Source organism: Paenibacillus sp. TSA_86.1 (genome assembly GCF_052691815.1).
This window is the reverse complement of sequence record NZ_JBQZGE010000016.1, coordinates 47,162-59,877: the sequence shown is the minus strand read 5'-3', so window position 1 is coordinate 59,877 and position 12,716 is coordinate 47,162. Positions and strand designations below refer to the sequence as shown.

At 44.3% G+C, this 12,716-nt stretch carries 13 protein-coding genes and 1 pseudogene; 3 read left to right on the top strand and 11 right to left on the bottom strand.

Annotation, left to right across the window (positions count from 1 at the left end; genetic code table 11):
• Positions 1-19: 19 nt before the first annotated feature.
• The 6 genes and pseudogenes from ACUTVW_RS22925 to ACUTVW_RS22900 all read right to left on the bottom strand — a co-directional run.
• A pseudogene (locus ACUTVW_RS22925) lies at positions 20-256 on the bottom strand (ABC transporter permease); the annotation flags it as partial.
• A 198-nt stretch (positions 257-454) separates the two neighbouring features.
• Positions 455-826: a hypothetical protein gene (locus ACUTVW_RS22920; RefSeq protein ID WP_445647880.1), complete on the bottom strand. Its 372-nt coding sequence runs from the start codon at positions 824-826 to the stop codon at positions 455-457.
• Between the two features lie 246 nt (positions 827-1,072).
• Entirely contained in the window at positions 1,073-2,296 is a 1,224-nt protein-coding gene (locus tag ACUTVW_RS22915; protein ID WP_445647879.1) for an MFS transporter, read from the bottom strand.
• A gap of 56 nt (positions 2,297-2,352) precedes the next feature.
• Positions 2,353-3,357 (bottom strand): ROK family protein, encoded by a 1,005-nt coding sequence (locus ACUTVW_RS22910; protein ID WP_445647878.1) that lies wholly within the window; start codon positions 3,355-3,357, stop codon positions 2,353-2,355.
• A gap of 78 nt (positions 3,358-3,435) precedes the next feature.
• Positions 3,436-4,707 (bottom strand): ROK family transcriptional regulator, encoded by a 1,272-nt coding sequence (locus tag ACUTVW_RS22905; protein ID WP_445647877.1) that lies wholly within the window; start codon positions 4,705-4,707, stop codon positions 3,436-3,438.
• Between the two features lie 261 nt (positions 4,708-4,968).
• On the bottom strand, positions 4,969-5,808 hold the full coding sequence (locus tag ACUTVW_RS22900) for a YitT family protein (protein WP_445647876.1): 840 nt from the start codon (positions 5,806-5,808) through the stop codon (positions 4,969-4,971).
• 368 nt (positions 5,809-6,176) lie between these two features.
• On the opposite strand from ACUTVW_RS22900, the gene ACUTVW_RS22895 reads away from it, so the two are divergent.
• The 3 genes from ACUTVW_RS22895 (at position 6,177) to ACUTVW_RS22885 (ending at position 9,071) form a co-directional block, all read left to right on the top strand.
• On the top strand, positions 6,177-7,235 hold the full coding sequence (locus ACUTVW_RS22895; protein ID WP_445647875.1) for a fatty acid desaturase: 1,059 nt from the start codon (positions 6,177-6,179) through the stop codon (positions 7,233-7,235).
• 91 nt (positions 7,236-7,326) lie between these two features.
• Entirely contained in the window at positions 7,327-8,475 is a 1,149-nt protein-coding gene (locus ACUTVW_RS22890) for a histidine kinase (RefSeq protein WP_445647937.1), read from the top strand.
• On the top strand, positions 8,472-9,071 hold the full coding sequence (locus ACUTVW_RS22885) for a response regulator (RefSeq protein ID WP_441923746.1): 600 nt from the start codon (positions 8,472-8,474) through the stop codon (positions 9,069-9,071). The genes ACUTVW_RS22890 and ACUTVW_RS22885 overlap by 4 nt, the downstream gene beginning before the upstream one ends.
• Before the next feature lie 164 nt (positions 9,072-9,235).
• On the opposite strand, the gene ACUTVW_RS22880 is transcribed toward ACUTVW_RS22885, so the two are convergent.
• The 5 genes from ACUTVW_RS22880 to ACUTVW_RS22860 form a co-directional block, all read right to left on the bottom strand.
• On the bottom strand, positions 9,236-10,159 hold the full coding sequence (locus tag ACUTVW_RS22880) for a hypothetical protein (protein ID WP_445647874.1): 924 nt from the start codon (positions 10,157-10,159) through the stop codon (positions 9,236-9,238).
• 52 nt (positions 10,160-10,211) lie between these two features.
• Positions 10,212-10,955 (bottom strand): polysaccharide deacetylase family protein, encoded by a 744-nt coding sequence (locus tag ACUTVW_RS22875; protein ID WP_445647873.1) that lies wholly within the window; start codon positions 10,953-10,955, stop codon positions 10,212-10,214.
• Positions 10,956-11,396: 441 nt separating this feature from the next.
• Positions 11,397-11,900, bottom strand: coding sequence for a ferritin (locus ACUTVW_RS22870; protein WP_441923752.1), 504 nt, complete (start codon positions 11,898-11,900; stop codon positions 11,397-11,399).
• Between the two features lie 168 nt (positions 11,901-12,068).
• On the bottom strand, positions 12,069-12,188 hold the full coding sequence (locus tag ACUTVW_RS22865; RefSeq protein ID WP_017688846.1) for a hypothetical protein: 120 nt from the start codon (positions 12,186-12,188) through the stop codon (positions 12,069-12,071).
• 104 nt (positions 12,189-12,292) lie between these two features.
• On the bottom strand, positions 12,293-12,550 hold the full coding sequence (locus ACUTVW_RS22860) for a YolD-like family protein (RefSeq protein WP_434753006.1): 258 nt from the start codon (positions 12,548-12,550) through the stop codon (positions 12,293-12,295).
• Between the last annotated feature and the right edge of the window lie 166 nt (positions 12,551-12,716).

Sequence of the window (12,716 nt, the reverse complement as noted above, 5' to 3'; positions counted from 1 at the left end):
CCTATGACCTCCTAAGACGTTAACCTTTAACAGCACCTGCCATAACACCGCTGATGAAGAAGCGCTGCAACAACGGATATACAAGCAGGATCGGCAACGTCGAAAATATAACACTAGCTGCTTTCAGACTTTCGGGCAAAACCTGTACTGCGCCAATGCCTTCATTTTGCATCAGTTCGGTGATCTGATTTTGCTGTATCATCTGATATAACTTCAATTGTAACGGATATAATTCCGCTTTGGTAATATACATTAACTAAAGTTCCAATCTGTGTACTGTCATAAATGTACCGGAATCATCGAGTCAGTTAACTATCCGAGAAGATGTAATGTGCCGGTGTATTTCCCCGTTCAAAATTTTCACTTTCAAAGTTGTTATGTTCTATTTGTGAAAATAAAAAAGACCGCCTGATCAGCGGTCGATTGGTAAACAATCTATAAAGATGTTACTCGTCTAATTTCTTGGCGGAAGATTAAAACGAATTTCTCCAAAAAGTGTATCTACTGCACTTTCCCCAAATTCATCCAACACATACCCTTTACTCTTGTCGAGATGTTCCAGAATTAATACATTAAATTTCTTATCATTATGAATGCCGCCCAGTTTGAACTGTACAGGCCAATTCAGATCTTCAGCTGTCCTTGCCATCGTCTGGACAAGTTCTGACTCATGTCTGTTCCTACTAGTTATGTAGCTTCCTGTTGGAATGACAAACGAATATGCCGAACCATCCACATTGAAGGCGAAGGTATGGTTATCTGTTGTAATGTCCACTTCGCGATTAAGCTCCGCGGAACCCCAGAATTGTTGTCCATATTGAACCATATTATCCCCCTGTTTTGATATTTATAGGATAGAGCAGGTTGATTATCTTCTAACTGTGTTACCATTTCACTTCCTGGTAGCCTAATAAAACAAGAAACCTCCGCTATGTAGAGAATGAGAATTTGCACTCTGCTCATATAGCGAAAGTTCTGATTAACTTCATATTTTGTTGTAGGGGCTAGACATCATCTCCAGAAGTCACACCCATAACACGCCTAAACCCTCTTTCAGCCACTCCAGCAAAACCTAATCTAGCGGGTAAGCCCTTCTCTGTTCTTTGGCCTTCCTGCTGACGATATACAGAATAACCGCACCCATCGCGGCGCTGATTGTACAAGCCAGATACATCATCGACGGTCCGCCTGTATCCAGTAAATAACCGTTAAGCATGTTACCCACAATACCGCCCAGTCCAGCAAACACCATGTTGAACAAGCTTTGGCCCGTAGCCTGCATTTCACGTCCAGTAACGGAAGCTACATATTCCACGGCCGCGATATAAAAGAATCCAAAGGATAATCCGTGCAACACTTGAACACCAATCATCACTTCTGGATTAGGCCATAACCACTGAATTCCCCAGCGTAGCATATAAGCCCCTGCCGCCAGTAGCATGGTGCGCTCATGACCCCACTTCCGAAGTATATATGCGGCTGCCAGCATGGATGGAACATTGGTGATGGATGCGATCAGAAGAGCTGTGCCCGTTAACGCAACCGAGCCGCCAGCCATCTGAAATGAAATAACAAAAAAGGAGTTAAACGCCGTCAGCGTCTGATTCACCAGAAAACAACCGGTGAGAAAGAGAAGGAATGTACGGTTTCGAAGTAATCTTGCCAAACCTACGGAGAAGGTTACCGAGGACGAGGAGATGCTCGTCTGCTTGGGGAGTGTGCCCGCCAGTATCGCGCTCAAGATGTTAAAAAATAGAAAGGGGAGCCATAACATATGAATGGAAAACTGGGTGAGATACATCCCTGCAGCGAATCCGCCAAGCCCTGTCCCCAGGCTTCCGAACAGTCGAATCATACCGTAAGAGGTATTCGCCGCTCTTGCTGCCGTTACCGCATAGGAATCAGCTACAGGTATCTGTGTCACTTGAAATATAGTGCATAAAGTATAAATCAAAATTAATATAATGTATATCTGAATATTATAAAAGTATGCTAAAGCCGCCGGAACAAGCAGGCTAATCACAAGTACAAGGCGTGTCTTCCTGAATTTATCCACCATAATCCCCCAGATAGGCTGGAGAATGATGGATATTAATGTTCCGAAAGCCATGATAAATCCGGTCTCTTTACTCGAAAAGCCCTGTGCAACCAAAATCGGATTGATGTAAGGATTAAATATTCCACCAGCAAGTCCCATAAACAGATATAAACCCTGCAATTTAATTAATACAGCTTTTGCTTCATTCCATTCGGCTTTTGTTTTTTTTGTATTAGCCGTCATATGTCTATCTCTCATCCGGATCTCCATCCTTTTATTTCTGTAGTCTAGGTGTATGGTCCTGTTACTGGTCGCTACTTACGAAGAAGGTAACGTCTAATGGAAGCAAGCGCTCCGATTGCCCCAGCTTTATTGCCAAGCTCTGCAATGACCACTTGGACCGGAAGTACAACATAACGTTTCAGCCGAGCCTGAACTTCATTCAGATAATACGTTGGATTGGATGCAGCGACACCTCCGCCGAGCACAATAATGGAGGGATTTAACAATGCTGTAATATTAGCGAGTCCCCTTGCCATATAACGCATAGGCAGTTCCAGAATTTCAAGTGCAGCTACATCGCCTGATTCTGCTGCCTTGAACACATGCCTTGCTTCAATCTGCTGTACCTCGCCCCCGGCCAGACTCCAGATCAGGGATAGTTCACTTCCTTGACCAGCTGTAAAATAACGCCTCGCCCGCTCCGTAATTCCTGTGCCAGACGTAACTTGTTCAAATACCCCGAATGCATCGCCATCTGCTACATATTCGGAAGTCAGTCCCTCGTCACCTGTGATAAAATGTCCAATCTCTCCAGCGGCCCCGTGCTGTCCACTGTATAACTCTCCATTCAGGACGAGGGCAGCGCCAATACCTGTGCCCACAGTTACCATTACACTATGACGATGACCTTTGGCCGCACCCTGATCCACTTCTCCCATGGCTGCCATGTTCACATCGTTATCCAAAACGATCTTTCCATTGTAAAACTTGGAGATTGTAGGCCGTATGTCCTCTTCAGGCCACTGAAACGCAGGAGCGTTACGAAGTACGCCTTCATCCTGCAAAACAACCCCCGGGAATCCCAGTCCCACACCAGCGAGCTGATCCCAAGAACAACCAACTTCCTCACAGAATGTTTTTAATTCGGCAAACAACCACTGGAAAAACAGTTCCGGTTGATCAGCCGCTTGCGTTGGCAGTCTGCGCTCGTGAACTTGCCCCCCGTCCTTCCGGGTGGATAATAACATCAGCGTTTTGGTGCCTCCAATATCAACACCGGCAACCCATGAAGCATTCTCGTCCATTCTTTCTGTCATTCCACTTCCTCCTTGGCAGATATATTCCTGATTTTTTTATTAAAAGCTTCCGAAGCATTTTTACTTCTATGGATGCTATTACACAAGTGCCTCTTGTTGGAGCTTCAACAATGTCTGTTGCAGTGCCACTTGCACAGCCCCTGTAACGACGGCTCGCTCTCCGAGATCCGAACATATCAGCTGTGGCTGCACCGGAAATTGCTCGGCGACAGCTTCCCTGAGTAAAGGCAACAATACATCACCGTTCCCACCTATGCCTCCTCCCAGTACAATCAGTTCTGGGGCCAGTAACGTACTAATCTGCCGAAGCGCCGAAGCGATCATCTGAATGTACTCTTTCATGATATCGATAGCCCAAATCTCTCCACGACGAACCGCCTCAAAGATGGCCTTAGGCGAGCGATTAGCATTATGAGAATCAAGAGTTGTAGCATGCAAGTCTGATGCTTCACCCTTCTTCTGATGATGTCTATTCGCGAGTTGCATCAACCCCTCAGCCGACAATACATCCTCCAAACGTTGGCCATTTTCCATCCGCATCTCAGCGACTTCACCGGTTAATCCACCCAGACCATGAAGCAAATGCCCATGCACCATGATGCCTGCACCCGTTCCCGCCCCAATCGAGAAAAATACGAACAAACGCGACTCCATCGCAGCCCCCCTTCTGTATTCACCGAGCGCAGCGAGATTCACATCATTATCCAGAAGGACATCACATGGAAAAGCACTGGCTAAGGCCTCACGAGAGAATTGCTGCTCCATGCCCGCAAGCGGGTCTACAATCCGGCTAATCTTTCCTGATTCGGGCAAGACAACACCGGGAATCCCAAATCCGATACAGCGAATATCGTTCCACTGAAGGCAGTTTTTCTGAAGCAACTGATCGACATAACTGTACAGCTTATGTAGTACAGGCATTTCAGACGAGTCTGATGTCACAATCCCGCTATCGGTTTCTGTATCTCCATAGGATTGCTCGGGTCCCCGCTCTGGCATTCCTTCCATGTCTCGATCCATTGGGGGATAGGTAGCATAGGCAATGATCTGCCCACTCAGATCAGATAAAGCAATCCGAATTTGTGTAGCTCCAATATCAACACCGCAGACATAATACGCCATTTCATTAAATTGGATTAATGTAGCTTTGCGCCCTTGAGCATTGTCAGCCCTGCCTGTCTCCTTCACCAGATTACGCTCGATCAGATGTTCCACCGCTGATGATACCGTTGGTTTGCTAAGTCCTGTGTGACGGCTGATATCCGCTCTGGACATGGAGCCTTGAGTAATCAAGGCATCCATAATCAGGTTTTCATTCAGGTTCCGGATATATTGCGGTGTGCCAGCCATTTTATCACCTCCAGTTTATAGTTAGTTAAGTTTCTTAACGAATTAAATTCAATATAGCATCCACTATAGAGTGGTGTACAGCATATTTTCCGCCAAAAGATGTCATCGAAATGACATTTGCACAATCCTGAATTGCAAGGTACGCAACAACCAACAATGACTTCTATGGTTTATCAGATTTTACATTACCTAATAACGGCTAAAAGGACGAAACAGAAAACTTCTCCGCTTCGTCCTTTTGAGCTTGGCTGTATCAAAATATTATGACTTCGAAAGTTCGATAAAACCTTCCCCGAATACATCACGCACATCATGAATGGTGATAAATGCAATCTCATCCTCAGCCCGTACAATTTTCTTAAGCATCGGAACCTCTTGTTTGCTGATCACAATATACAGAATCTCTTTCGGATTCTTTGTATAGTAGCCATGACCCGACAGGACGGTGACACCACGATCCATTTTTTCAATAACCTGCTTCGCAATCTCATCCTGTTTCGCAGAGATAATCATGACGGCCTTTTTCGGATTCAATCCTTCAATAATGAACTCCATCGTTTTAGTTCCAACAAACAACAGTACAATCGTACACATCAGACCCTGTGGCCCAATGATAAAGTAGGACGAGAACGCTACAATCAGATCAAAGAACAGCAAACCGTAGCTGATATTCCAATCCAAATATTTGTTAGCCAATCGCGCAAGAATAACCGTGCCTGCTGTTGTGCCACCGACTTTGACGATCAAACCAATCCCGAGGCCGGCAAACACACCTGCAAAAATGGTATTAACCCACAGCTCATCTGATGCAATGCTCCAGCTTTCTGTCAGGTGCAGGAACAGCGAGTTAAAGATAACCGCAATAATAGTATATACTGTCGTTGTTCGATCCAAGAACTTATAACCTACGAGTAGTAGAATACCGTTGAGGATCAGGTTCATCAGTCCGGGAGACCAGTGAAACAGATAATACAAAATGATCGTGATACCTGTTACGCCACCCTCTGCCAGATCGTTGGGGATGACAAACAAGTTCACCGCCAGCGCAAACAGGAAGGCACCAGCCATAATAAATAAAATATCCGTGATTCTTCTTTTCATTCAGCGCTCCATCCAATCCATCCAAAAATAATCTAAACTTATCTGATAACCTGTCAAATACACTTCAGGATAGATTTTACCACGCTCTTCAACAAATTTGTATACATAATACAAATTGTTACGCAATTTGTACAAAGGAAAAATAAATCTTCACTTTTTAGCTACTTTTTATCCCTGTCACTGAACATGACCATGACAAATGTCATGGTTCATTATTGATATTTGTCATTACAGTAGGCTGACGTTTATGACTTACGCTCATGTACGTATTCTTTTACAATGATAAAAACGCTTCCCATAAGGAAAGTCCTACCGGGAATCGTCAGGTTACAGCCGATCATAGCTGTACCGATTAAGGGGGAACATGAATGAGTAGAAGCAAAGAAATGGCGCTTAAAAAAGAAGTTACGCCTTTTGAAAAAAACGATCTCAAACTTAGCATTCGTCAATTAATCAATACATTGCTCCCGCTCTTCGTATTGTGGGCAGCCGCCTATTACAGCTTATCGATCTCCTACTGGCTCACGTTTCCTATCGCACTGGTGGCTTCGGGATTTGTTCTGCGAACGTTTATTATTTTCCATGACTGTTGCCATGGTTCATTCTTCAAAAGCAAACGGGCCAACGATATTTTGGGCACCATCACCGGTGTATTAACCCTCACACCCTACCAGCAATGGAAAGCAGAGCATTCCATTCACCACGCAACAAGCGGTAATCTCGACAAACGCGGTGTAGGTGATATTTGGGTGATGACGGTAGATGAATACAAGTCTGCCACGCCATGGATGCGTATCTTTTACCGTGTATACCGGAATCCGGTCGTCCTGTTTTGTATCGGACCCATTTATGTATTTCTGATTGCTTATCGTTTTAACCGCAAAGCGGCAAGACGCAAGGAAAGAATTAATACCCATTTAACAACGGTTTTAATCATTGCGCTGTATAGCTTTATGTGCTGGCTGATTGGATGGCAGGCTTTTGTTATGGTGCAGGCACCTGTATTTTTCTTCTCCGGTTTCTTCGGCATCTGGTTGTTCTATGTACAGCACCAGTTTGAAGAAACGTATTTCGAACACGAAGATGAATGGAGTTATGTCAAAGCAGCCGTAGAAGGAAGCTCTTATTACAAACTGCCTAAGCTACTGCAATGGATTAGCGGAAATATCGGATTCCATCATGTGCATCATCTAAGCCCACGTGTACCGAACTACTATCTGGAAGAAGCACATAATTCAACGCCGCCTTTGCAGAAGGCAACAACCATTACGCTACGTTCCAGCCTGGTTGCGCTTCGTTTCCGTCTGTGGGATGAGCAAAACAAAGAATTTATCAGTTTCAGAGAGCTGAAACAATCATCACGCAAAAATTACGTTCCGAACCCGATCCGGGTTACCAATCAAGCGGGTCTGACAGAGAAGCCTTAGGCTCTGTCGGATTCGTTTTCTTGTATTCAGACGATAGTCATGCTACAGTCAAGCTAAAGTGGAGTAACACCTTTTCAAGGAGGAGAATCTTATTCAGAAGTGGTCGCAACTTTTTTATAAAAATACAGGCTTGAATCCTTACGTATGGCTCGTCTTTTTCATTCTGCCCTTCTATTACATCTCTCAATATTCGCAATTGTGGACACTGGTAACTGGCATTATCATCATTCTGGTATTTTTTGCATGTTACCTCCTTGCCTTCATCACCAAAGGCTGGCAGATTTACATGTGGATCGGATTGCTGATTGCCATATCCATTACGATGACTATTGCGTATGATTATGCCTATTTCTCATTGTTTCTAGCTTTTTTTATTGGCAATATTAAAAATAAAGCCGGCTTTTTCACCCTCTACTCGGTGAATCTCGGTGCAAGTTTCCTGACGGTTAATTACAGTTTCATCAATCAAAACTCGATGCTGCTCAGCCAATTCCCATTTATCTTTATTAGTCTGATGGCCTCTATCCTCCTTCCGATTAGCACGTACAATAAAAACAAACGTGAACAACTGGAAGGTGAACTGGAGAATGCAAACAAACGACTGGATGACCTGGTGAAAATGGAAGAACGACAGCGGATTGCACGCGACTTGCACGATACGCTCGGTCAGAAGCTTTCTCTGATCGGACTCAAAACCGATCTGGCCAAGCGCTTGCTCCGCAAAAATCCTGATCAAGCGCTCGTTGAATTGAATGAGCTCAGGCAGACGGCAAGTACAGCCCTGAAGGAAGTTCGTGAGATGGTCACGACGATGCGTGGAACACAGCTGGTTGATGAACTATTCCGTGCGGAACAAATTTTAAAAGCCGCTTCCATTGCGTTTATTTTACAAGGAAATCCTAAGCTGCAGGATACATCTCAATTGAATGAAAATGTGCTGGGAATGTGTTTGAAAGAAGCGGTGACCAATGTGGTCAAGCACAGTCAGGCAACCACATGTACGATTAGTATTGAGGAAACCCCCTCCCACAATCTTTTAACCGTGCATGACAACGGGATAGGCATCGAGCGCACACGTAAGCAAAACCTGCGAGGAACCGGTATTCTTGGTATGAAAGAACGACTGGAATTTGTGAACGGCTACATGGACATTCGAACAGGTACGGAAATGGAAGGCACGGTGCTTGTCATCCATGTGCCCAAGCTGGTACGCAAACCTGTGAAGGAGGATGAAGAATGATTAGAATCGTCATTGCTGAAGATCAGCGGATGATGCTTGGCGCGTTATCTTCTCTGCTTAATCTGGAAGAAGATATGGAGGTGGTTGGACAAGCCAGCAATGGTCAAGAAGCCCTTGCCCTTGTGCAGCAACATGCGCCAGACATCTGCTTGATGGACATCGAAATGCCTGTGAAGAGCGGGCTCGAAGCTGCCGAGGAACTTAAAGGCATGAACTGCAAAGTCATTATCCTTACGACATTTGCAAGAACCGGATATTTCGAACGTGCACTCAAAGGCGGAGTACGCGGTTATCTTCTCAAGGACAGCCCGATTGAAGAGTTGGCCGAAGCCATTCGTCAAGTCATGAGTGGAAGACGTATATTTGCACCCGATCTGGTCGATGAGGCTTATGTGGAGGAAAACCCGTTAACTGAACGTGAACATGCTGTACTGGGCCTCATGGCTGATGGGAAAAATACCAAGGAAATTGCCGGGCATTTGTTCATCACGACGGGAACCGTTCGGAATTACATCTCTATTATTCTCAATAAATTAAATGCTAGTAACCGCATCGAGGCCATCACCCGTTCCAAAGAGAAAGGATGGTTCAAGTGAAAGAACCGTTATGGCCGCTGAGAAAAGACAGCAGACCTTGCCTTGAATACCATTCAAATAGCAAAAAGCTTGACTCAAGAATTTCTTCATGAGCCAAGCTTTTTTGCATTTCACTTATGAATTGAGCATTCCTTTACCCATGCCTATATTCCAGAAAAAAAATATTATTTTACCGATACTACCATGCCGAGAGCATCCAGCGGTACCTGCTCTGTTTTCAACTGATGGATTTGTTTGCCATCCTGCCATGAAATAGTCACATGAACCGTTTTGCCTCCACTTGCGTATTCCACGTTCACAAACCCTTTATATTTGGGAGCGGGCAGCATGTGTTTCTCCAGATATTCGACGATCTTCTTCGCAATCCCTGTATTGTTCATCTGATCCTCAGAGACGGAGCGAATCTGCATCGTCCATCGACCTTCCTTCCAGGTCAGGTACTGACTTCCGGCAGCGCCTTCCATCATACCTTGGATTCCGTGCCCCAGCTCAACCATCATATCCTTAGGAATGTTCTTCAGATCCGTATCGGGAAAAACATCGGTTTGGTTCGGATTCTTATACGTTTTTACTTCGTAGCTGGCTAGCCAAGGCATTTTACTATTCGAACTTGTTAACAGAGAGTCATTTAATGCTACTGCTTTACCCGCTGTGTAGAAGTTCACATGTAATGCATCCGACGTGTTCGTTGTGATAACTGCGCCCAAATATTGGTCTTTAGACAGTGGAAATGACGTTGGAAGCAGAGCACCTTGCATCTTCAACTCACCGCGGACCGCCTTCACAACCTCGTTTGTATCGGACAATTTCGAATGCGAACTACTTCCATTGGTGTTTGATGCGTCTGTGCCTTCTTTTCCCGCTGTACTGCTACTTGCATGGCCTGAATCTGTATTCGCTGATCCGCCTTGATTCCCGGAATTCGGTGACACAGTCGTGCCACTTTCTGACGGATTCTGTTCTCCGGCGGTTGTTGAAGATGAGCTGCCCTGCAACGCCTGATTGGAGTCTTGCCCACCGCATCCAGCCAGCGCAAGCAGAACGGCTGTCGTCACCGGAATTGTCATCCATAACGTTTGTTTTTTCATGATGTGTACCTCCTAAAGATGGAACTGACTCGTTTCCCGATACCTGCAGCAATTAACGCTTGTCATTCCAAAAATTCAACGGCTGTACGTTTTTGGTTAAAATTTCGAATTGATATCCTTCAGCCTTCAGCGTTTTTAACACTTGAGGCAGTACTTTCAAAGTGGCTTCCTGATCATGCATAAGCACAACAGGATGAGTGCCATTTTTATTCACATTATGAACCTGCTGCATAATATTATTGTACACTTTCTGATGATCTTTCTTGTATTTCCAATCCAGTGAATCGACATTCCAATCCCACAGATGAAATCCTCCTTGAGCAAGAAGCACGTTGCGGAAAGCTGGTTTCATATAAGGTTTACTACCGTACGGTGTACGAACAAGGCTCGTTTTAACACCGGCAACTTTGTTCAAACTTTCATTCGCTTGTTGCATTTCTTTTAATCCGCTATAAGCCGATTTATAAAACTTGCTCGGTACGTGGGTTACACCATGTAATCCGAGCCCGTGACCTTCTTTTACAATACGTTGCGTAGCTTTCTGATATTGTTCCATATGAGGCCCAAGCATGAAGAAAGTAGCTTTGACTTGGTATTGATCCAGAATATCGAGAAGTTTACCGGTATGCGCCGTGGGACCATCATCAAATGTCAGATATACAATTTTGCCACTGGCCTTGCTGGCTGCTTTCTCAGTAGATGACGCTGCAGCCGAAGCAGAGTGCGGTATAAATATCAGTGGTAACAGAAGGAAAATAGCAAATGTAGCGATGAATGATTTACGAATGTTCAGCATAATAAAAGTCTCCCTTATGTGTGTTTTTCCCCGGGTGTGTAAATCGTTTCTACTCGTATCCCATGGCGATTAATTTTAATAGTATCAGAGACACTACCCTCTCTTCTCGCTTCAAATGCTACGGTAGAGTTACACTTTTGTCAGATAAACTTAAAAATGAATACGATTTTGATAGATTTGGCCTGGAATAAATGCCCCTAAGGATAGATCAATGTTGACATAACCTTTATTACCCTATTTTAGTATTTTGATAGACTTCTTTTATTCCATAAATCTGGAGACAGCAAAAAAGCTTGCACGTATGCAAGCTTTCTTCCGTAAATGTTACAACTTGAGGAGGAATGGATCATTTCGTAAAATGGTCAAGCCGTCCTGCTAAGAAGCTGCAACATGGTCTACGGTATGTACTTGTTCCCTTTTTATTCAGACGTTCTACCCTGTTTACTCCGCAGGAGCCGTAAATGAACGTTTAGCGAATTCTGCATCCAGCATGTAGAAAGCATTGCTGTCATTTTCAATGCGGCGCAGCTTCTGAATGATGTTATCAAACAAAGCTTCCTCTTCAACCTGCTCATCAATGAACCACTTCAAGAAATACATTGTAGCGTGTTCACGCTCGTTCAGCGCAATATCCGCCAGAGCATAGAATTTCTTCGTATTTTGCTGCTCATGCGCATAACCATGCTCAAACACATCCAGCATAGAGCTGTATTCGTTCTTCGGCTCAGGCATTGCTGCCAGTGTAGCCCGGTGTCCACGATCATTCAAGAATTTATAAATTTTCATGCCGTGGAAACGTTCCTCTTCCGCTTGTACGATAAAGAAGTTAGCAAATCCATCCAGACTCTTGCTGGAACAATATGCGGCCATCGCCATGTATACATGAGCGGAGTAAAACTCAAAGTTCATCTGCTCGTTCAAAGACGCAGTCAGTTCTTGGCTCATTATAAGCACCTCTTTCTTTCTGTGGAATGATTATATTTTAACATAACATGAAAACGACTTACACCCGCTTATTCTACATTATTCGTCAATGGTGAATTGAGACGAGCCGGAATAAAAAGAAGCTCTGTCGTAACGACAGAGCTTCCTTTATCATTTTGAAGAAAATGATTATACCAAGAACGCTTTGGAGATGATGACCAACAGAATGAACAGAACCAGAATTGCGCCTACAGAAGTGAAACCACCATAGCCGTAACCTCTTGTTTCTCCACCTAAAACTTCGCTCATTGATTGTACCTCCTCTGCAACAGGTATGGGTTATCTTATGCAGAGAACGAAACTTTGACAGGGCGAATGCCCTATTGTTCAAATGCTGTTTTCTTATTTTTAAATCAGTAACGCGGCGACTGTATTTGCATAATATCCAAAAATGGCACTTTCGCCGTAAATTCTTCTTCCGTATGCTCAACATGAACAAGGCGCGTGCGGGAATCCATTTTCACAATAATACCTTGCACCTGGACTTCCTTACCCCAGACCGTCAATAACACTTCTGAGCGTTCATGAAAAGCCTCCACGAGTTGATTCCCCAACTCCTCCAGTTCAAACTCATCCCGTGTGGGTCTTTTTGCGACTTTTGCTTTCGCCAATGCGGCTGCCTCCTCTACTCCGACGTCCCGATTCCACGGTTGTTTGCCGAGTGCATATTCAATTAGTATACCATTCATTTACGTTTGTGTAATGTCATTACACCTTTTTTTCGGCAAAATACTCGGTGTATCTCGACATGTATTCCCCTTCTTCAACTCATCTTCA

Excerpts from the sequence above, each read along its gene's own strand:
- ACUTVW_RS22920 (WP_445647880.1), bottom strand. The coding sequence starts at position 826 with ATGGTTCAATATGGACAACAATTCTGGGGTTCCGCGGAGCTTAATCGC.
- ACUTVW_RS22915 (WP_445647879.1), bottom strand. The coding sequence starts at position 2,296 with ATGAGAGATAGACATATGACGGCTAATACAAAAAAAACAAAAGCCGAA.
- ACUTVW_RS22910 (WP_445647878.1), bottom strand. The coding sequence starts at position 3,357 with ATGACAGAAAGAATGGACGAGAATGCTTCATGGGTTGCCGGTGTTGAT.
- ACUTVW_RS22905 (WP_445647877.1), bottom strand. The coding sequence starts at position 4,707 with ATGGCTGGCACACCGCAATATATCCGGAACCTGAATGAAAACCTGATT.
- ACUTVW_RS22900 (WP_445647876.1), bottom strand. The coding sequence starts at position 5,808 with ATGAAAAGAAGAATCACGGATATTTTATTTATTATGGCTGGTGCCTTC.
- ACUTVW_RS22895 (WP_445647875.1), top strand. The coding sequence starts at position 6,177 with ATGAGTAGAAGCAAAGAAATGGCGCTTAAAAAAGAAGTTACGCCTTTT.
- ACUTVW_RS22885 (WP_441923746.1), top strand. The coding sequence starts at position 8,472 with ATGATTAGAATCGTCATTGCTGAAGATCAGCGGATGATGCTTGGCGCG.
- ACUTVW_RS22880 (WP_445647874.1), bottom strand. The coding sequence starts at position 10,159 with ATGAAAAAACAAACGTTATGGATGACAATTCCGGTGACGACAGCCGTT.
- ACUTVW_RS22875 (WP_445647873.1), bottom strand. The coding sequence starts at position 10,955 with ATGCTGAACATTCGTAAATCATTCATCGCTACATTTGCTATTTTCCTT.
- ACUTVW_RS22870 (WP_441923752.1), bottom strand. The coding sequence starts at position 11,900 with ATGAGCCAAGAACTGACTGCGTCTTTGAACGAGCAGATGAACTTTGAG.
- ACUTVW_RS22865 (WP_017688846.1), bottom strand. The coding sequence starts at position 12,188 with ATGAGCGAAGTTTTAGGTGGAGAAACAAGAGGTTACGGCTATGGTGGT.